Here is a 19,949-nt window from a genome sequence, read left to right on the forward strand (position 1 = left end):
AGCAGGTGACAGGCTGGGCAGGCGCCGGGGCGCGGCAGCAGGCGACGGGCAAAGCAGGCGACGGGCGCGGCAGCAGGCGACGGGCAAGGCAGGCGGCACACGGCAGGCAACGGGCGAAGGGCGCCGCGCTTCGGGCCGCACAGCCCGGCGACGTACACTCCGCGAATGAGCAGCAGTGCCACCAACGTGGTCGACAACGAGCCGCCGCAGCCCCCGTCCGGTGCCCCCGCGACCACCGACGCCCTCGCGACCACCGACGCCCCCGCCACCGACGCCCCCGCCACCGCGCGGCCCGGCGGGAGCCTCGCGGACCGCGTGCGGTCCGGCCGGGCGGCGGTCCTGCTCCGCGCCGCCGGCGCCGCGCTCTCCGGCGGCCTCCTCTACCTGAGCTTCCCGCCGCGCCCCCTGTGGTGGCTCGCCCCCTTCGCTCTCGCCCTGCTCGCCGGCTGCCTCCACGGACGCCGCGCCCGCGCCGGCTTCGGCCTGGGGCTGCTCGCTGGCCTCGGCTTCCTGCTGCCGCTGCTCGTGTGGACCGGCGAGGAGGTCGGCCCGGTGCCGTGGCTCGCGCTGTCCGCCCTCGAAGCCGTCTTCATCGGCCTCACCGGCCTCGGCATCGCGCTGGTCAGTCGGCTCCCCGCCTGGCCGCTGTTCGCCGCCGCGGTGTGGATCGCGGGCGAGGCGCTCCGGGCCCGGGTCCCGTTCGGCGGGTTCCCCTGGGGCAAGCTGGCCTACGGCCAGGCCGACGGCGTGTTCGTGCCGCTCGTGGCCCTCGGCGGCACCCCGCTGCTGTCCTTCGCAGTGGCCCTGTGCGGGTTCTCCCTGTACGCCGTCCTGCGCGCGGCCCGCGCCCACCCCCGCCGGGCCGGCGCCGTCCTCGCCGCCCTCGGCGTCGCGGCCCCGCTCGGCGCGGCCCTCGCCGCCCGGCCGCTGGTCTCCGACAGCGCCCAGGACGGCACCGTCACCGCCGCCGTCATCCAGGGCAACGTCCCCCGGCTCGGCCTCGACTTCAACTCGCAGCGCCGCCAGGTCCTCGACAACCACGCCAAGCGGACCGTGCAGCTCGCCGAGGACGTCAAAGCCGGCCGGGCCGCCAGGCCCGACTTCGTGGTCTGGCCGGAGAACTCCTCCGACCTGGACCCCTTCGCCGAGCGCGACGCGTACGAGGTGATCGACAAGGCGGTCAAGGCGATCGGGGTGCCCGTCGCGATCGGTTCCGTCCTCGCGCCCGAGGACCGGCCCACCCTCCGCAACACCATGATCCTCTGGGACCCGGTCAAGGGCCCCACCACCACCTACGACAAGCGGAAGATCCAGCCCTTCGGCGAGCGCATCCCGATGCGGTCCGTGGTCCGGCTCTTCAACTCCGACGTGGACCGGGTCCGGCGCGACTTCGGCCCGGGCAAGGAGCCCGGCGTCTTCGACATGGCCGGCAGCCGCGTCGGCATGGTGACCTGCTTCGAGGCCGCCTTCGACGACGCCGTGCGCTCCACCGTCCGGGCCGGCGCCCAGGTCATCGCGGTCCCCAGCAACAACGCCACCTTCGGCCGCTCCCAGATGACCTACCAGCAGCTGGCCATGGACCGGATCCGGGCCGTCGAGCACAGCCGGACCGTCCTCGTCCCGGTCACCAGCGGCGTCAGCGCCGTCATCCGGCCCGACGGCGAGGTGGTCGCGCAGACCGAGATGTTCACCCCGGACGCCCTGGTCACCCGGATCCCGCTGCGTTCCGGCGAGACCCCGGCCACCCGGCTGGGCCCGGCGCCCGAGTACGCCCTCCTCGCCGTCGCCGCGGCCGGGTTCGTGCTCCTGGCGGTACGCCGCCGCGGCTCCCGCGGCTCCCGGGGCACCGCCGCGTAGGGGCACTGCGGGCGGTCGCGCCGGGCGGCCGGGCCGGTCGCCGGGCGGTTGCGCCGGGCGGTGGCGCCGGGCGGCCGGGCCGGTCGGCCGTGGCAGGCCGGGCCGCGCGGGGCGTTCGCGGCGGCGCACCGGTCACCGCGTAGGGTCGGGGGATGAGCACCCCCGAGTACATCCGCAGGATCCGCGCCACCGCGGGGCGGCAACTGCTCCTGCTGCCCGGCGTGACCGCCGTCGTCTTCGACGACGAGGGCCGGGTGCTGCTCGGCCGTCGGGCGGACACCGGGAAGTGGTCCGTGATCGGCGGGATCGTCGAGCCGGGCGAACAGCCCGCGCTGACCGCGGTGCGAGAGGTGTACGAGGAGACCGCCGTCCGGTGCGAGGCGGAGCGGGTGGTGCTCGTCGAGATGCTCGCGCCCATCACCTATCCCAACGGAGACGTCTGCCAGTTCCTGGACACCACCTTCCGCTGCCGGGCGACGGGTGGAGAGGCCCGGGTCAACGACGCCGAATCACTGGAGGTGGCCTGGTTCCCGGTGGACGACCTGCCGCTGCTGCCCCAGTTCGCCGCCCACCGGATCCGGCAGGCCCTCAAGGACGAGCCCACCTGGTTCGAGCCGGCCGCCGCGCCGGACGGGGGCACGCCATGAGCGGACCGGCCCGGACCGGTCGGCCGCGCCGGCCGCGTTGGACACGCTGGGCGCTGCTCAGCGCCGCACTGTACCTGCCGGTGTTCCCGGTGGGCTGGACGATCGGCGCACTGGGGATGGCGGGGATGGAGGAGGGGCCGTACGGCCCGGCCTTCGCCGAGCTGTGGACGGCCATGCCCGGCTTCGCCGCGGCCTTCGGCGGGCCGTCCCTGGCGATCCTGCTGCTGTGCGGCCGGTGGCGGCACCGGGACCGGGTCGGGTTCCGGTTGGCGGCAGGCCTGCTGCCCAGCCTGCCCCTGCTCCTGCTGGTGCCCTTCGCGCCGCCGCTCGCCGTGGCGCTCGGGCTCGTGCACCTGGTGTACGCGCTGACGGTCATGCCGGCGTACGGTCCCGGCCCGGGAGTTCTGCGCACGCTGCGGGAGAGCATGACGGAGACCTTCCGGGCCGAGCCGGTACGCGAGCCCGTACGCGACTGACCCGGGGCTCAGTCAGAGCTGCGGATCCTGCGGATCCCGGAGGACTTGGGGAAGCAGGAGGCCGCGTCGAAGTTCGTCGTGGTCGGTGCGGTCCGCGTCGACACGATGGTGAACCGGGGGGCGGTTCCGGTCGCGTCCTCCACGCGCAGCCGGAAGAGCTGCCCGGCATTGCGGAAGAGGCCGAGGTCGCCGTTGCGGTGGACGAACACGCCGCCGAAGTCGGAGCCTCCCGGAAGGACACCGGGGAAGAAGTCCACGCTCTCGTCGGCGATGTCGATACGGGTGAGGGCGCCCGAGTCGGTCGACCCCCAGAGGAAGCCGTCGCGGAAGGCGATGTCGAAGATGTCGAGCGACGGGTCCTGGAGTTCGGGGACGTCGACGGTTCCCGTCACGGAGCGGCTGACGACGTCGATCCGGTAGATCACCCCGGTGTCGTCGGCCAGGACGTAGTAGTTTCCGGCGTCGTCGAACGTGCCCGAGATGTAGAGGGCGGGCGGCAGACCGGCGATGGGGCCTAGCGATTGGGAGGTCCCGTGGCGGTCGAAGCGGATCAGGACGTTGCCGCCGGTGCCGAACGTGGTCGCGTAGACGAATCCGTCGCGGGAGTTCTGCCCGAGGGCGTTGTAGAGGGTGGTCTGCCGGGACAGCTCCTTGAACTCGACCGTTCCCGGTCTGCTGACGGCGGTGGCGAACACGTTGGTCGGGTTGCCGAACGAGACGTACACCTTCCCGTTGCACGCCGCGGGCCGCGCGGTGAGACCCCCGCGCGCGTCATCCGCCGCCGCCGGCACGCCCGACGCGAGCCCTGCGACGAGGCCGACCACGCCGAGCGCGGCCAGTGGCCGCAACCGCCTCTTCCTCCGGTCCGCCCCGATCCTTCCTCGGTTCATGCCCATGTCCCTTCCACTGGGTGCCGGGTGCCGGTGATACCGGAACACAGGCGAACACAAGGGACATCGGGTGCGGGCTCACGGCTCGGGTATCCGGCACGGAGTTCCCTCCAATGCCAGACCGCCCGCGCGCGGCCGGATTCCCGCTCGCGGGAACAGTTCGCGGGCCGGGGCGGCCAGTACGGCGCTGTACGACACGTCCGGGTCCGTGCCCCCGCCCTCGTGGCCGCCGAGCACGCCCGCCAGCGCTCCGTCCACCAGCCATGGGCTGCCGCTGGTGCCGCCGCTGAAGTCCGGGCACGCGATGCGGCGCTGACCGGCCCGCCACAGCCGGGTGCGGTTGGTGCAGCGGAGCGGGGAATCCCGGGAACTCGGGTAGCCGAGGAGCGTGACCAGCGCGTCGGCCGGCTGCTCCGGCGCGACCGGGAAGCCGCCGACCACGTCCTCGATCCGCCGGCCGTCCAGCGGGGCGACGGTGGCGAAGGCGATGTCCGCGTCCGGGTCCCGGGTCTGCCGCCAGGCGGGGGCCACCTCCGCTCCCGTGAGCCGCCACGTCCCGTACGGGGCGGTCCCGTCGCGGTAGCCGGGGACGAAGACGGTGCCCGTGCCCGTGTCGGTGTCGGTGCCGGTGCCGGTGACATCGCCGAGGCAGTGGGCGGCGGTGGCGATCACGTCGCGGCCCGCGCTGTGCACGACGGAGGCGGTGCAGAAGTGGCCGCCGTCCGGTCCGCCCGCGAAGAGGGCGCCGACCCGGTCGGCGACCGCGCCGGGCGAGGCCCCGGCGGTGGTCCCGGGCGGCGATGCCGCGGAGGCGTCCGGCACGTCCACCGAGAGCAGTGCGGCGACCGCGACCATCGCGAGCGCGGCCCGCCCGGCGATTCGGCCGGGGCGGCGGAGGCGATGGCCGGGCCGGCAGGGGCGATAGCTGGGCCGGCGGGGGCTATGGCGATCCATGGGCCGACCCTCGACGCCCCACCTGTGCGGGACCCCCGGGTTCCCTGGGAATCACCTGTGAATCCGACCCTCCGCGTTGGCGAGCCCCTGCCTTTTCGCCGCGCGCGGGCGATACTCGCTGAGGTCGGTGCCCCCGCCGACCGGCCAGCTCGGTGGCTTCGCCGGGCCCGGCCAGGGCGGTGGCTTCGCCGGGCCCGGCACGGCCCGGAGCGGGAGTTCCGCCCGGACGGGGTCCGGACCGCTGCCGGACCGGGGCGGGGGGTGGCTGCGCGAGCCCTCGCGGGGCCGGGGTGCCGTGTGCCCACCCGTGCCGCCCCAGCGGCACGACTGCCCACACGGCCGGCGGGACGGGGCCGGCGCGCCCGACCCACACAGCGGCGGCAAGGGGGCCGGCACGCCCGCCCCGCGACCGTGGCAACAGCCGACACCCTCCTATGGTGGCGGGGTAGGGCAAGCCTGCCCACACGGCGGCGAGGGGTCGGCGCGCCCGCCCCACGGCCGTGGCATCGGCCGACACCCCTGCGGGGGCGGGGGCCGGCGGGCCTGACCGCACCCGCTGCGGGGGTGGCAACGGCAGGAGGTCGGGGTGCGGGCACACGCCCGCAGGAGCCGGCCGCGCCATGGCCTGCGCCGCCGGGGACGGGTCAGGGCTTGCGCTCGTAGAGCGTGACTCGGCGGCCGCGGACCTGCTCGTCCGCCACGACGGTGAACCGTTCGCGAAGGACCGCCAGCTTCATCCGGTCCCGCGCCGCCGAAGCCGGCTTCGCCACCCTCGCCGCGTCCGTGACCAGCAGGATCCGCCGCTGGCCCAGCATCGCGGCGCGGATCCCCGCCGGGTCCCCCTCCTCGCCCTTCAGGGTCCCGGAGGCCACCGGGGAGCGGTCCAGGGCCAGGTCCGCGAGGCCGGCGAAGGCTTCGGGGGAGACCAGCGCGGTGTCCCGCCGGGCCGCCGGCACGAACAGCACCCCGTCCCCCGCCCGCTTCAGCCGGTCCACCTCCGCCGAGACGGCCAGGACGTCGTCGACCCGGCTGCCGGGCGCCCGCTTGGCCAGCTCCACCGGCAGCAGCGCGACCACCGCCACGCCCACCACCACCGGCACCAGCGCCCGCGCCGCGCGCGGAGCCGGCCCGGCCAGGGCCCGTACGCCCGCGCCCAGAGCAGCGCCGATCAGCAGCGCCAGGCCCAGCATGCCGAACAGCACGTACCGGTCCAGGAACAGCGGCTGGAACAGGGACAGCCCGATCAGACCCAACTGGGGCACCGCCAGCAGCGGCAGCCCGACCGCGGCCGCGGACAGCCGCCGGGCACCGCCCGCGTCCGCCCTCCGCGACCGGAGGTCCAGCCAGGCGCACAGCCCGCCGATCGCCAGCAGCACCCCGGGGCCGATCATCATGTGCCAGGTCAGGGGCGGTATCCACGACACCTGGTCGGACTGGGTCCGGCTGAACAGGATCAGCGGGAGCGCTCCCGCGACGGCCGCCGCCGAGGCCGCCGCCCAGCGCAGCCACAGCGCACGCCCGGCGCGCACCCACCACAGGGTGGCCGCGTGCGCGGGCAGCAGGAGCAGCGACAGCCAGTTCAGCAGGGCGCAGAGCAGGACCAGGGTGCCGTACGCCGCCCAGTACGGCCACGTCCGCGACCGGGTCGGCGTACGAGCGGCCCCGAGCTGCCGGACCAGCAGCAGCGTGGACAGTCCGGCGCCCGCTGCGACCAGTGCGTACGGCCGCCCCTCCTGGAGGTAGAACTGCACGGCCGGCAGCAGCCCGAGTGCCAGGCCGCCGCCCAGCCCGGCCCAGTGGCCGGCCAGCCGCTGCCCGATCACGCCCACGCACGCCGCCGCGACCGCCATCGCCAGCACCGACGGCAGCCGCAGGGTCGCCGTACTCGCGCCGAACACCTCGAAGAGGAGGTGCATCAACAGGTAGTAGAGGCCGTGCACGGCGTCCACGTTGCCGAGCATCTGCCAGATCTCGCCCGCCGACCGGCCCGCCACCTGCCAGGTCGCCGCCTCGTCCCGCCACACGCTGTCCTGCCGGGACAGCCCCCACAGGCCCAGCCCGAGGGTCCACAGGGCCGGGATCAGCCACACCGTCCAGGGGCGCCGGGGCCCGGACACGGGCGCGGCTGTGTGCGAAGTCATGAAACGGTCCGGTCCTCGGTGCGCTCGTCTTGGCGGAAGGCACCAGTCTATGGACGCCACGGAGGGGTTCCGGACCCCTGGTTGTGCACCGCGGAGCGTGATCGTCCAGGCCCCCCGCGCCTAGCCTCACCGCCAGGAGCAGCACCCGCGGCGCACGCAAGCGCCCCGGCGAGCGTCTTGAGCGAGGGCCTTGGGCGCCCGGGTGCGCGGAAACGAGGGGCGGTACCTGGTGAACTGGCTCATCCACGACTACCGCGAGAGCGATCTCGCCGCGGTCGTCCACCTGATCGACACGACGGCCGAGCTCGGCCAGGAGTCCGTGTTCTCGCTCGCCGAGTGCATCAGCGCCCTCACCGACCGGCAGCCCGCCGTCGTCGCCGTGCACCAGGGGGTGCCGATCGGGGCCGCCCTGGCCACCGTCTCCGGGGAACGGGCCTGGGTCATGCGGATCGCGATCGCCTCCGGCTGGCGCGGCCGCGGGCTGGCCAGCGCGCTGCTGGTCGAGCTGGAGCGGCGGCTGATCGCCGCCCGGGTGGGCCGGATCGCCTACGTGCTTCCCGAGGAGGACCTGCTCGGCGAGGGCCTCCTCAACGCCGGCTACACCCGGCAGCCCGCCGTCGCCTACTTCGAGAAGACGGAGCCGCTGCACGGGCCCGCGGCCGGCCTGCTCGACGACCTCGGAGGCCGCTTCCTGCCCAACGACCTGTGGGTCAAGGTCGCCGGGATGGAGACCGAGAAGGACCTCATCGAACGCCGCGTGGTGCTGCCGCTCGCCGAACCCGAGCGGGCCGCGCAGCACGGCGTGCAGCCGCCGCGCGCCATCACCCTCTTCGGTCCGCCCGGCACCGGCAAGACCACCTTCGCCCGGGCCATCGCCTCCCGGCTCGGCTGGCCGTTCGTGGAACTGCTCCCGTCCCGGCTCGCCGACGAGGGCAACCTGGCGGCCGCGCTGCGCACCGCGTTCGCGCGGATCGCGGAGCTGGAGCGGGTGCTGGTCTTCATCGACGAGGTGGAGGAGATCGCGCCGGTCCGCACCGAGCCGGCCCAGCCCGGCGGCATCCACGGGGTCACCAACGAACTCCTCAAGCTGATCCCCGGCTTCCGGGAGGGCGGCGAGCGGCTGCTGGTGTGCGCCACCAACTCGATCCGTTCGCTGGACCCGGCGTTCCTCCGGCCCGGCCGTTTCGACTACCTGATCCCCATCGGCACGCCCGACGCGGGTGCGCGGGCGGCGATCTGGTCCCGCTACACCGCGGGCCGGGCGGACGTCGACGTGGCGGCGCTGGTGGGGGCGACCGAGCTGTTCACCCCGGCGGACATCGAGCACGCGGCACGGATCGCGGCACAGGTGTCCTTCGAACGGGACCTGGGGGCGGTCGGTGCACGCTCGGTCTCCGCGATACCGCCCGGCGCGACCACGGAGGACTACCTGGCGGCCGCCGCCCAGTGCCGGCCCACCGTGACCCCGGCCATGACGGGCGAGTTCAAGGCGGACATCACCGCCCACGCCCGGGTCTGAGCCCCGCCCGACCCGGCCCGACTCGGCCCGACCCCGCTCCGTCCAGGCCCCGCCCCCTGGCCTCAGCCCTCAGCCTCAGGCCAGGGGCCGCCGGGCCCGGGGCCCGGGGGCCGGTGGCATACGCTCGCGCCATGGGATTCGTCGTCTTCATGACCCTGCCGGGGTTGGCGCTGCTGCTGACGGCGATGGCCTTCGCCGACCAGGCGCTCGTACGCGCCGGCCGGGCGGGCGTGCTGCCGTGGCGGTGGAACGGGCGGCAGGGCCAGATCTCCTCGACCGGGTTCGAGCAGCTCCACGCGAGCTTCTCGCCGGGCAAGCAGAACGAGCTGCGCGAGCGGCGGAGCGCGCTGGTCATGCGGGACGACGAGGAGGACGGCGCCCCGCCGCGCACCCGCGTGGACCTCGACTCCGGTACGGCGGTGATCCGCCTCCCGGGCACGCCCTGACCCCGCGTCGGCGCCCGCACGTCCGTTCAGGGGAATGAGGCGCGGGCCGCTCAGGTGCCGCGAGGGGCCGCCCGATAACCGGGACCGGAGCCCAGAGATCCGTCCCCACATCGGGAGGCACGATGTCACACCCCGCCGACACCTCTGCCCCGGACTTCATCCCCCGCGCCGCCCCACCCGTCCGCGCACACCTCGCCGCGTCCACGGGGCTGACCGAGTTCCTCGCCGGAGCGGGCACCCTCACGCTGGACGAGCGCCGGCTCATCGTCGACCAGGCACTGCTCATGCTGGAGCAGAACTACGTCCACCTGCCGCTCAAGACCGCGATGCACGCGGTCAACCCCCTGCAGCGCCTGCGCTTGCTGCGCCGCCGGCTGGACCGGCAGACCCGGACGACCATGCCCGCGGAGTGGATGTTCCACGCCGAGATGTCGGAGATCTTCCACTCCTTCAGGGACCTCCACACCAACTACCTGCTCCCCGCCCCCTACTCCGGCAAGGTGGCCTTCCTGCCGTTCCTCGTCGACCGGTACGAAGAGGGCGGAGCCGAGCACTTCATCGTCACGCATGTCGCGCAGGGCTTCACCGCCCCGGGCTTCGAGCCCGGCGTGGAGATCACCCACTGGAGCGGCATCCCCGTCGCCAAGGCCGTCGAGCTCAACGCGGCCCGTTTCGCCGGCAGCAACCCGCCCGCCCGCCGCAGCCGCGGGGTCCAGTCGTTGACCCTGCGGCCGCTCCGCATGCACCTTCCCCCGTTCGAGGAATGGGTGACCGTCAGCTACGTCGACGCGGGCGGCACCCAGCGCGAGCTGCGGGAGATCTGGCGGATCGTGGACAACATCGCCCTCCCGGCGTTCCGCGGCGACGCGCGGGCGCCGATGGGCACCGCGCTGGCCGAGGGCCTGGACCTGGACATGGACGAGGCCAACCGGGCCAAGGTCATGCTGTTCGCGCCGAAGGTCCTCGCCCGGAAGAGGGCCCTCGAAGCGGGCGAGGCCGCCCCCGAGGTACGCGCCGGTGAGATCCCCACCTCGAAGCCCGACGTGTTCCGGGCGCAGGAGGTGCAGACCTCCTCCGGCACCTTCGGCTACATCCGGATCTTCACCTTCATGGACCGCGACGTGGAAGGGTTCCTCGCCGAGTTCGTCCGGCTGCTCCAGCGCATGCCGGACCGCGGCCTGATCCTCGACGTCCGGGACAACGGCGGCGGTGTCATCTTCAACGCCGAGTTCGCGCTGCAGACCCTCACCCCCCGCCGGATCACCCCCGAGCCGGTGCAGTTCATCAGCAGCCCGCTCAACCTGCGGATCTGCCGGAAGTTCCCGCAGGAGATGGGAGCCTGGCTGCCCTCCCTGGAGCAGGCCGTCGAGATCGGTGCGACCTACTCCAGCGCCGTGCCCCTCTCGCCCGAGGACGGCGCCAACCGGATCGGGCAGCAGTACTCCGGCCCGGTCGTCCTCATCACCAACGCCCGCTGCTACTCGGCCACGGACATCTTCGCCGCCGGATTCCAGGACCACCGGATCGGCCCCGTACTCGGCACCGACGACAACACCGGGGCCGGCGGCGCCAACGTCTGGGAGCACAAGCTCCTCGTCGACCTCCTCGAGGACGAACCGGACACACCGTACGTGCCGCTGCCCAAGGGAGCCGGCATGCGCGTGTCGATCCGCCGCACCCTGCGGGTCGGCGCCAACTCCGGCACCCCGGTGGAGGACCTCGGCATCACCCCCGACGAGACGCACCGGATGACCCGCCGCGACCTGCTGGAGGGCAACGCCGACCTGTTCGACCGCGCCGGACAGATCCTCAAGGGCGTCGAACCGCACGGCGTGGCCATCACGGACGCGACCGCGGCCGGCGATGCCCTGCGGCTCAAGGTCAAGACCACCAACATCGACCGGTTGGACGTCTACGTCGACCAGCGCCCGCGCGCCTCCGTCGACCTCTCCGACGGTCAGGCCGACGTCACCGTCCCCGAGGCGGGCGCCGCCCGGTCGGCCCGGGTGGAAGGCTTCGCCGCCGGAGAACTCGTCGCGAGCATGACCGCTCAGCTCAACTGAGGGTGGATCGGTCGTGACCCCAGCGGTGGGCCGCGGACGTGGCGCACCGCTGGGCCTGGCGCACCGCTGGGCGTGGCGCACCGCTTGACCTGCGAGGCAGTGGCCGCGTGGCTTGCGTGGCGGTGGAGGCCGGCGGATAGTCCGAGGTATGGACGAGCGCGAGGCCGCGCTCCGGCAGGCGTACGAGCACGCCGTCCGCTGGCTGGCCGGTCTGTCCGATTGCCGGATTCCCGCCCGCGCCTCGGTCGACGAGGTGGTGCGCGCACTCGGTGCCGCACTGCCCGACGGTCCCGCCCGCCCTGCCGAGGTCGTCGACCTGCTGGCCACGGCCTGTGAGCCGGGGCTCACGGCGTTCCCCAGCGGCCGGTTCTACGGCTTCGTGGTCGGCGGCACCGAACCGGCCGCACTCGCCGCGGACTGGCTGGTCAGCGCCTGGGACCAGAACTGCGTGATGCGTTCCGTCTCGCCCGCCCACACGGCGGTGGAGGACATCGCCGGCGCGTGGCTGCTCGACCTGCTCGGCCTGCCGCGGGAGAGCGCGGTCGGTTTCACCACCGGTGCCACCATGGCCAACTTCACCTGCCTCGCCGCCGGGCGCGACGACGTGCTGGGCCGCGTCGGCCGGAACCCCGCCCGCGACGGTCTCGCCGGCGGGCCGGGCGTCCGCGTCCTCGCGGGCGCGGACCGCCACATGGCCGTCGACCTGGCCCTGCGCTACCTCGGCCTGGGCCGCCCCGAACTCGTCCCCGCCGACGCCCAGGGACGCATCGAGCCCGGACCGCTGCGGCGGGCCCTGGCCGCCGGTGGGCCGCGGCCCACGCTCGTGGTGCTGCAGGCCGGGGACATCCACTCCGGCGCCTTCGACCCCTTCCCCGAGGCGGTCCGGGCCGCCCGGGAGGCCGGCGCCTGGGTGCACGTCGACGGAGCGTTCGGGCTGTGGGCGGCGGCCTGCCCGGCGTACGCGCACCTCACGGCGGGCTGCGCGGACGCAGACTCCTGGGCGACGGACGCCCACAAGACCCTCAACGTCCCCTACGACTGCGGCCTCGCCGTCGTCCGCGACCCGGCGGCGCTCCGGGCGGCGATGGGCCTGCGCGGCGACTACCTCATCCAGGACGAACGCGGGGACCCCGTCGACAAGGTCCCCGAGCTGTCCCGGCGCGGCCGCGCCTTCACCGTGTGGGCCGCCCTGCGGTCGCTGGGCCGGTCGGGCGTGGCCGACCTGGTCGGGCGACTGTGCGGACACGCCTGCGCGTTCGCCGCCGGCATCTCCGCGATCGAGGGCGCGAGGGTGCTCAACGACGTGGTGTTCACGCAGGTCTGTGCGGAGTTCGGCGACGAGGCGCGCACGGACCGGGTCATCGCCCGGCTGCTGGAGGACGGGACGACCTGGATCAGCGGCTCCGTCTGGCACGGACGCCGCGTCATGCGGATCTCGGTGAGCAACTGGTCCACGACCGACGAGGACGTGTCCCGCACGCTCGCCGCGATCCGCCGCGCCGCGGCCGACGTCTGACCGGCCCCCGTCCCGCCGAAGGGCACCGGGGCCGGTCGTCCGGCCCCGGGCCCGAATCGCCCGATCAGTAGGTGCCGGCGTGCACGAGGTGTCCGTAGAACCGGTTGCCGACGGGGGAGTTGGGGTCACCGGTGAACCCGTACGAGACCGGCCGGTCCGCGGCGTCCGCGCGGAGCCGGGCGATGACCTGAGCAGGGGTCATGCCGGCACAGGGCCCGGTGAGGCACAGGGCGGCCACACCGGCGACGTGCGGCGAGGACATCGAGGTGCCCGACAGGACCGTGGTGGTGCCGCCGGAACCCCGGGTGAACCGGGTGGACAGGATGCACACCCCCGGAGCGGCGATGGTGTGGGCGGCGTCCGCCGACCCGATGGCGGTGAAGTTGGAGAACGCCGCGAACCGGTCGTCCGTGTACAGGCGGGCACCGGGCGCCGTCCCCACGACGTCCGCGTCGTTGTCCTCGGCCCCGACCGTGCCGGCGACGTGCGTGCCGTGCCCGTTGTCGTCCTGCGGGTTTCCGGGCCGCCCCATGCAGGAGAACCCGCCGGCCACGTTGAGGTCGGGGTGGGTCATGTCGATGCCCGTGTCGAGGATCGCAACGCCGGCATCCACCGAGCCGCTGCCGTCACCGGCCCGCGTGCTGCCCTGGTCCGCTTCGATCCGGTCGACTCCGGAGGGCAGGACCTGGGCATCGGCCCGGACCAACCGGTCCTCGCCCACCATCAGTACGCGGGGATCCGCCCGCAGCCGCGCCAACTGGGACTGCGGGATCATCGTGGAGTAGCCGGTGAAGGCGTGCCGGTAGCGGAAGCCCGGCTCGCCCTGGTAGCGGCGGCGGTGGTCCTCGACGACCGAGTCGAGCCGGGCCCGGGCGGAGTCCCGCAGGACCACCACGTAGTGGCCCATGGCCTGCTGCCCGCCCGCGGGTTCCGCTGCCACCGGCCCGGCCGACGTCCCGGCCAGCACCCCGGCCCACACCACCGTCGCGGCGGCCAGCTTCCGCGGCAGCCGCTTGCCCCATTGTCCGAACATCACGCCTGACTCCCGTTCCCGTCACCGGCCGCGCCCCGGACCGTCCGGATGCACACAGGAGGAAAGCGCACGGCCGCCCGCGGATGCGCCCGGGAAGCCCGGGCTCCGGCGAGGCTCCCCCGAAAGGCCCACACCCGCACGCCCGATGGGCGGCATCCGCGCGCCCGCAGCCGCCGAGCCACCGCACCCGGTGGGGGAGCACCTCACCCCAGGGGGGTATTGTCGTCCGGTCACGGACGGCAATCGGATCGTCTGTTCAACCCGAGGGAAACGACATGACCGATCTGAACTCGCTGCGGGCAAGCCTTGCGTCGGGTGAGCACGAGTTCGCCGACACCCTGGCCTTCGTCGCCGCGCACTACGAGTACCGGCCGCAGGCGTTCCGCAACGGGGAACTGGAAAATGCCGCAGGCGAGAACGAGGGTTCCTGCAAGACGCTGGGACTGGCCCTGCTGGAAGGGCTGAGCGACCAGGAAGCGCTGCTGGCATTCGGTGAGCACTATCGCAGTGTGCTCGCGACGCCGAACGACACCGATCACGGCAACATCCGCAACCTCATGGCCCACGGCCTGGCAGAGGTGAGCTTCGCGGAGCAGCCGCTGACCCGCAAGAGCTGAACGGCGACGGCACCGTCAGCGGGGTGGGTCCGGCCTTCCCGGCGCGCCCCGGGCCACGGCGAGCGCGTCCGACGAGCTGCCCGCGCCCGGACAGACCCTAGGCGCAGTGGTAGGTGAATTCGGCGGCGGCCGTGCGGGGTTGCGGTTCCAGGAGGTGGACCTCGGCTCGGGCGGGGAGGGTGCCGCGGCCCCGGAAGGTCCACAGCAGGTGCAGCCGGGCCTCCGTCTGGCCGCTGGTGACGCGTTCGGTCAGCGGGGCGGAGCGGGTGCCGTCGCTGCGCACCCAGCGGTAGCGGATCGTTCCGGGGCGGCCGTCGGTGCGCACCACGGCGGTGACCTCGGCGGCCGAATCGCACGCCGGGCCCTTGGGGTCGGTGCTGACGGCGAGCTCGCGCACCTCGACCGCCGGCCCGTACCGCTGCCAGCCGAGGTAGAGCAGTACGGCGGCCAGGACGGCGGCGGCGAGCGCGTACCGGCGCAGCCCGCGGCGCCGGACCCGCGGTGCCGCGTACGCCTCCCCCACCGGGAACCGCAGGGTCGCGTGCGCGGTCACGCCGGGGCCGAACCGCAGTACCGAGCCCTCCACCCGGTCGGGGCGCGCGTCCGGCGCCGGCGCCGGGCCGGAGAACCACTGGCTGCCCAGGACGGTGGCGCTGTAGTCGTCGTCGCTCATGAGATCGTGCACCGCCTGATGAAGACCTGCTGGTACGAGGAGCCGTTGCCCGCCGCCGGCCTGGTCGTGGCCCGCACGGCCCAGTAGCAGCCCCGGCCGGTGAAGGTGTGGCTCCGCACCGAGGGGGCCGCGCCGCCCTGCTCGTAGGGGAGGGTGTCGGTGCCTTCCCGGGTGCCCAGGACGCCCTTCTCGTCGCTGGTGAACCACTCCAGTACCACCGTCACCGGTGATCCCTTGGCCTCCACGGACACCGTGGCCTGTCCGGTGGTCGGACCGGTCTGCCGGAAACCGGTCACGGACACCGCCCCCACCACCGCCGGGGGCGTGGGGGACGGCGGGGGAGTGGTGGGCGGCTTCGTGGTCGGGCCGGTGGTGGGTGTGTGGCGCGGATCGGTGACCGTCGGAGCCGGACTGGGCCTGGTGGTCGGCCAGTGGGTCGGCGTCGTCGACGTCGTGGGCGGCGCCGGCGGCGTCGATGGCGGGGCCGTCGTGGGGGCGCCGGGTGTGGGTGGGGGCGTGCTCGTCGGGGAGTGGCTCGGGGAGGCGGTCGGCGAAGGGGACGACGGCGGAGCAGGGGCCGGGGAGCCCGGCTCCGGGGCGGCCGGGCTCGTCGTGGCGAAAGAGCTCAGCGCCTCCGCACCGCCCGTCTGTCCGCCCGCGGCGGCGTCCGCGAAGACCAGCAGCGCCCCCACCACCAGGGCCGCGCCCGCGGCGAGCCAGCCGCGCCGCCCCGGCGCCCACCCGGAACCGGGGCCCGGGCCCAGTGAGGTGTCGGCCAGCGCGGTGGTGCCCACGGCCGGCACCCCCGCGGAGGGGAACAGCAGCGGCAGCAGCGCGGCCAGCGCTGCGAGCTTCCGCTGCCCGCGCTCCTCCCAGTCCGGCCCGTACGCGGCCCGGGCGACGCCCTCCAGTTCGGCCACGAACGCCTCGGCGTTCTCCGGCCGTTGCTCCGGGCGCTTGGCCAGGCCCCGCCGGATCAGCGGCCGCACCGGCTCCGGTGCCGCGTCGGCGGGAACCGGGGCCTCGACGTGCTGCAGGGCCAGTTCCGCGAAGTTCGCCCCCGTGTACGGCTTGTGCCCGGTCAGGCACTCGAAGAAGACGGCCGTCGCCGCGTACACGTCGGCGGCCGGGGAGGCCGGCCGGCCCTGCCACTGCTCGGGCGCCATGTAGGAGGGGGTGCCCGCCACGCCGGGGGTGGTGCCGCGGCCCGCGGCGATGCCGAAGTCCACCAGCTTCGACGTGCCGTCCGCCGCGACCAGGACGTTCTCCGGCTTGTAGTCCCGGTGCACGACCCCGGCCCGGTGCGCGGCGGCCAGCCCGAGGAGGGACCCCTTGAGGACCGTCAGCGCCGCCTCGGCGTCCAGCCGGCCGCCGGCCGCGGCCTCCTGCGCGAGCAGGGCGCGCAGGGCGAGGCCGTCCACGAGCTCCATCACGATGGCGGCTCCGTCGGGCGCCTCCACGTACTCGTACAGGCCCACCACGTAAGGCGAGCGCAGCCCGCCGAGCAGTCGGGCCTCCGCCCGGAACTCCGCGACGAAGGCGGGATCGCGGCGGAACCGGTCGCTGAGGTACTTCACCGCGACCGGCGTGCCCGTGGCCGTGTGCAGCGCCAGGACCACGCGGCCGCTGCCGCCCGAGCCCAGTTCCCGGGTCTCGGTGTAACCGGGGACCGTCCATGCGTTCATCGGTGCGCCGCCCCCCTGGGTGTCCTTGCGAGTGGTCTGCCGACCGTGGCTGCCGACCGTGTGCCGGCCGTCACTGAGGACACGGTTTCCGCCACGGCCGGTTCCCAACCTTGTGGTTGACGGGGGCGTGCCCCCGCCGCCGTGTGGGCAGGCGTGCCGCAGGGCGATGGGGGTCCCCCGGACGGAGTCTGGGGGAGGTGGGCACACGGCACCGGCCCCGCGCCGCACGCGCAACACCGCTTCCGCCCCCGGTTCGCCTCCGGCGGGTCAGGCCCGGTCGGGCGGGGCCGGAAGGCTTGGCCCCCCCCTGCGGCGGCACGCCCGCACACGCGGCGGTGGGGCGGCACGCCTGCCCACGTCGGCGGCGTGGCGTCAGGCTGCCGCGCGGGTGGCGCGGTTGGTGATCAGGGTGTGCAGCCGGTCTGCCGCGGCTCGGCCGAAAGCCGGGTCGTTGATGTGCGTGTCGTAGTCGAACACCTCGGTGCCGCTGCCCCGCAGGCCCTCGCGCAGAGCCGTGAACAGGGCCCGGTCCGCGGACGGATCGTGGTACGGGCCCTCCGGCGCGCCCAGTGTGGACAGCCCGCGCAGCGGTACGCACACCTCCGTCGGCCCGGTCGCCCCCCGCAGCTTGTCCGCCACCAGCCGCCCGAGGTCGGCGCATTCCTCCGCGGTGGTGCGGATCACCGTGATGGACGGGTTGTGCACCCGCACCCTGCGGTACCGGGCCCGCTCGGGCAGCGTCTCCGGCGGCCCGAACTTGACCATGTCCAGTGCCCCCAGGCTCACCACCTGCGGGATCCCGGCCCGTCCGGCCGCGGTCAGCCGGTCCGGACCGGCCGTCAGGATGCCCCCGCACAGCTCGTCCGCGAGCTCGCTGAGCGTCAGGTCGAGGACCCCCGCGAACACCCCCTGCCCGGCCAGGGACTCCAGGGTGCGTCCGCCCGTCCCGCTGACGTGGAACACCAGGACCTCGTAGCCGAGTTCGGTCAGCCGCTCCCGGGCCGCGTCCACCCCCTCCGTGGTCACCCCGGCCATGCTGGCCGCGACCAGCGGCCGCCCGCCCGAGCCCAGCTGCCCCGGCCTGACCTCCCGGGAGGCCTCGGCGAACCCCTTCGCCATGCCCGCGGCCGCGTCCGCCGCGTTCGCCAGCACCGGAGCGGAGACGCTGTTGATGCCCGCGATGTCCACCACGCTGTACATCATGGTGATGTCCGAGGAGCCGACGTACAGGGACACGTCCCCGGAGGCCATCGAGGACACCATCAGCTTCGGCACGCCGAGGGGCAGTGCGCGCATCGCCCGGGTGGCGATGGACGTGCCGCCGCTGCCTCCGATCGCGAGCACCGCGTGCAGCCGGCCCTCGGCGTGCAGGCGTAAGAGGACGGCCTCCGCGCCGCGCGCCATCGCGGTGACGGCGGCGCCGCGGTCGGCGGCCGCCCTCAGTTCCGACAGTTCCGTTCCCGCCGCCCGCGCGACCGCCCCGCGCGGGACCTCCGCGGGCACCCGTGGCTCACCCATCACTCCCGTGTCGACCATCAGGACATCGACGCCGGCGCGCTCGAGCCGCTCGCGCAACCAGCCGTACTCCAGACCTTTGGTGTCCAGACATCCCACCAGCACGACGTTCGTCATATGAGCAATGTCCAGGCGGACGGCACGGCTGACAAGCCCGCCGGGGATCATTCGGCCAGCAGCCCCGCCAGCCTTTCCAGGAACGGCGCCTGGGCCGCGATGATCAGCTCCCGGGCGGCCTCGGGACGGAACCAGGCCACCCGGTCCAGCTCGGGGAACTCCTGGTACCGGCCCGAGCCCTGCGGCCACTCCAGGGTGAAGGTGCCGGGGCGCACGTGCTCCGGGTCGAGGTCCGCCTCCACCGCCCAGACCGTCACCAGCTTGCCGTTCGTCTGCAGCACCTCGCCCAGCGGCAGGTACGGGCCCTCCGGCGGCGGCAGGCCCAGCTCCTCCCGGAACTCGCGACGGGCCGCCTCCTGCGGCTCCTCGTCGTACGGCTCGTACTCACCCTTGGGGATCGCCCAGGCCCTGGCCTCCCGACGGGCCCAGAACGGCCCGCCCATGTGGCCGAGCAGGACCTCCACCGCGCCGCCGCCGGCCGGACCCGTGCGCCGGAACAGCAGCAGCCCGGCACTGTACTTCCGCGTCATGGGCCGAGCCTTCCCCGGGCGGAGGCCTTCCAGGCCACCTTTCAGTGGTCGTGCGGGCCCTCGCGGTGCACCGGGCCGTGCGGGGCCGAGCAGTGCGGGTCGGCCGGATCCGGCTCACCCGGACGGCCTACGCTGAGCAGAGCCTCCTGGGCGTGGTCCACCTGGAGGGTGGTGTGGCTGATGCCGTACTCGGCGCCGAGCAGCTTCTCCAGGTCGCGGCGGACCGCGTGGCAGTCACCGGCGGGTTCCACCAGCACGTGCGCGGACAGCGCCGCCTCGCCCGAGGTGATCGTCCAGATGTGCAGGTCGTGCACCTCGGTGACCGGGCCGTGCGCCACGAGGCGGTCGCCGACCGCGTCGGGGTCCACGTGTGCGGGGGCCGCCTCCAGGAAGATCCGCCCGGACTCGCGGACCAGCCCGTAGCCCGCCTTCACCATCAGCACCACCACGACCAGCGTGGCGATCGCGTCGGCCTGGACGAAGCCGGTGGTCAGTACGATCAGGCCGGCCACGGCGGTGCCGATGAACGCGTACAGGTCGTTGAGGATGTGCTGGTAGGCGCCCTCGACGTTGAGCGAGGTGCGGTTCGCCCTGGAGATGCACCAGGCCGCGAGCACGTTGACCACGATCCCGGCCAGGGCGGTGACCAGGACCAGCCCGCCCGCCACCTCCGGCGGATCGAGCAGCCGCCGCACCGCCTCGTAGGCGAGCCAGACCGCGAGCAGCAGCAGGGTGAGCCCGTTGGCCTGCGCGGACAATATCTCGGCGCGCTTGAGCCCGTAGGTGAATCCGCCCCGGGCGGGCCGGGCCGCCAGCCGCATCGCGATCAGCGCCAGCACGATGGACACGGCGTCGGTCAGCATGTGGGCGGCGTCGGAGATCAGGGCCAGCGAGTCGGCCACGATGCCGACGACCACCTCGGCGGCCATGAAGGCGCAGATGAGGGAGAGCGCGAAGGCGAGCCAGCGGCGGTCCGCGTCGGCGGCCACGCCATGGCTGTGGCCCCCGTGGCCCCCGTGCCCGCCGTCGCCGTCGTGCGAGTGACCGTGGTCGTGATCGTGTCCAGCCATCTCTTCCCCCGCGTGTCCGCCGGGCCGCGCCCGGGGTGCCCGTGTCCGCCGACCGCCGACCGCCGACCGCCGTTCGTCGTTCGTCGGCTGTCGTCCGTCGGCTGTCGTCCGTGTCCTGACGCGTGAAGTGAACCTCACCTTCGCGAGATCGGCAAAGGCTGCAACGGGGACCGTTGTCATTACCCATAAGCGTGCTCTGA

At 74.4% G+C, this 19,949-nt stretch carries 17 protein-coding genes; 8 read left to right on the forward strand and 9 right to left on the reverse strand.

Features of this window, described 5'->3' with window-relative positions; all coding sequences use genetic code 11:
• The first annotated feature begins 165 nt into the window (after positions 1 to 165).
• From lnt to AC067U_RS29025, 3 genes are all read left to right on the forward strand, one after another.
• A complete protein-coding gene (gene lnt, locus AC067U_RS29015; protein WP_478832747.1) occupies positions 166 to 1,857 on the forward strand; it encodes an apolipoprotein N-acyltransferase in 1,692 nt (563 codons plus the stop codon).
• A 152-nt stretch (positions 1,858 to 2,009) separates the two neighbouring features.
• On the forward strand, positions 2,010 to 2,504 hold the full coding sequence (locus AC067U_RS29020) for an NUDIX hydrolase (protein WP_478832748.1): 495 nt from the start codon (positions 2,010 to 2,012) through the stop codon (positions 2,502 to 2,504).
• A complete protein-coding gene (locus AC067U_RS29025; protein ID WP_478832749.1) occupies positions 2,501 to 2,980 on the forward strand; it encodes a hypothetical protein in 480 nt (159 codons plus the stop codon). Before AC067U_RS29020 ends, AC067U_RS29025 begins: the two co-directional genes overlap by 4 nt.
• 8 nt (positions 2,981 to 2,988) lie before the next feature.
• Here the strand turns inward: AC067U_RS29025 and AC067U_RS29030 are convergent, their stop codons facing one another.
• The 3 genes from AC067U_RS29030 to AC067U_RS29040 form a co-directional block, all read right to left on the reverse strand.
• Positions 2,989 to 3,870 (reverse strand): DUF6923 family protein, encoded by an 882-nt coding sequence (locus AC067U_RS29030; protein ID WP_478832750.1) that lies wholly within the window; start codon positions 3,868 to 3,870, stop codon positions 2,989 to 2,991.
• Positions 3,871 to 3,948: 78 nt separating this feature from the next.
• Positions 3,949 to 4,824 carry a trypsin-like serine peptidase gene (locus tag AC067U_RS29035; protein WP_478832751.1) on the reverse strand — a complete coding sequence of 292 codons (876 nt, stop codon included), beginning with the start codon at positions 4,822 to 4,824 and terminating at the stop codon, positions 3,949 to 3,951.
• Between the two features lie 644 nt (positions 4,825 to 5,468).
• On the reverse strand, positions 5,469 to 6,965 hold the full coding sequence (locus AC067U_RS29040; protein ID WP_478832752.1) for a glycosyltransferase family 39 protein: 1,497 nt from the start codon (positions 6,963 to 6,965) through the stop codon (positions 5,469 to 5,471).
• Between the two features lie 229 nt (positions 6,966 to 7,194).
• Between AC067U_RS29040 and AC067U_RS29045 the strand changes: the two genes are divergently transcribed.
• The 4 genes from AC067U_RS29045 to AC067U_RS29060 all read left to right on the forward strand — a co-directional run bounded on the left by AC067U_RS29045 (position 7,195) and on the right by AC067U_RS29060 (position 12,509).
• Positions 7,195 to 8,484, forward strand: coding sequence for an ATP-binding protein (locus AC067U_RS29045; protein WP_478832753.1), 1,290 nt, complete (start codon positions 7,195 to 7,197; stop codon positions 8,482 to 8,484).
• Positions 8,485 to 8,615: 131 nt separating this feature from the next.
• The gene (locus tag AC067U_RS29050; protein ID WP_478832754.1) at positions 8,616 to 8,930 is read left to right on the forward strand and encodes a DUF6191 domain-containing protein; all 315 of its coding nucleotides are present in this window, start codon (positions 8,616 to 8,618) and stop codon (positions 8,928 to 8,930) included.
• Between the two features lie 122 nt (positions 8,931 to 9,052).
• Positions 9,053 to 10,993 (forward strand): S41 family peptidase, encoded by a 1,941-nt coding sequence (locus AC067U_RS29055; protein WP_478832755.1) that lies wholly within the window; start codon positions 9,053 to 9,055, stop codon positions 10,991 to 10,993.
• A 148-nt stretch (positions 10,994 to 11,141) separates the two neighbouring features.
• Positions 11,142 to 12,509 carry a pyridoxal phosphate-dependent decarboxylase family protein gene (locus AC067U_RS29060; protein WP_478832756.1) on the forward strand — a complete coding sequence of 456 codons (1,368 nt, stop codon included), beginning with the start codon at positions 11,142 to 11,144 and terminating at the stop codon, positions 12,507 to 12,509.
• 64 nt (positions 12,510 to 12,573) lie between these two features.
• Here the strand turns inward: AC067U_RS29060 and AC067U_RS29065 are convergent, their stop codons facing one another.
• Positions 12,574 to 13,542 carry a S8 family serine peptidase gene (locus AC067U_RS29065; protein ID WP_478832757.1) on the reverse strand — a complete coding sequence of 323 codons (969 nt, stop codon included), beginning with the start codon at positions 13,540 to 13,542 and terminating at the stop codon, positions 12,574 to 12,576.
• Between the two features lie 275 nt (positions 13,543 to 13,817).
• Between AC067U_RS29065 and AC067U_RS29070 the strand changes: the two genes are divergently transcribed.
• The gene (locus AC067U_RS29070) at positions 13,818 to 14,159 is read left to right on the forward strand and encodes a HopJ type III effector protein (RefSeq protein WP_478832758.1); all 342 of its coding nucleotides are present in this window, start codon (positions 13,818 to 13,820) and stop codon (positions 14,157 to 14,159) included.
• 97 nt (positions 14,160 to 14,256) lie between these two features.
• On the opposite strand, the gene AC067U_RS29075 is transcribed toward AC067U_RS29070, so the two are convergent.
• From AC067U_RS29075 to AC067U_RS29095, 5 genes are all read right to left on the reverse strand, one after another.
• A complete protein-coding gene (locus AC067U_RS29075; protein WP_478832759.1) occupies positions 14,257 to 14,832 on the reverse strand; it encodes a hypothetical protein in 576 nt (191 codons plus the stop codon).
• Entirely contained in the window at positions 14,829 to 16,517 is a 1,689-nt protein-coding gene (locus AC067U_RS29080; protein ID WP_478832760.1) for a serine/threonine-protein kinase, read from the reverse strand. The genes AC067U_RS29075 and AC067U_RS29080 overlap by 4 nt, the downstream gene beginning before the upstream one ends.
• Before the next feature lie 372 nt (positions 16,518 to 16,889).
• Positions 16,890 to 18,149, reverse strand: coding sequence for a Tm-1-like ATP-binding domain-containing protein (locus tag AC067U_RS29085; protein WP_478832761.1), 1,260 nt, complete (start codon positions 18,147 to 18,149; stop codon positions 16,890 to 16,892).
• Between the two features lie 47 nt (positions 18,150 to 18,196).
• The gene (locus AC067U_RS29090; protein WP_478832762.1) at positions 18,197 to 18,679 is read right to left on the reverse strand and encodes an NUDIX hydrolase; all 483 of its coding nucleotides are present in this window, start codon (positions 18,677 to 18,679) and stop codon (positions 18,197 to 18,199) included.
• Between the two features lie 41 nt (positions 18,680 to 18,720).
• Positions 18,721 to 19,749 (reverse strand): cation diffusion facilitator family transporter, encoded by a 1,029-nt coding sequence (locus AC067U_RS29095; RefSeq protein WP_478832763.1) that lies wholly within the window; start codon positions 19,747 to 19,749, stop codon positions 18,721 to 18,723.
• Positions 19,750 to 19,949 lie beyond the last annotated feature (200 nt).

It is taken from the genome of Streptomyces sp. NPDC043853, from assembly GCF_056436025.1.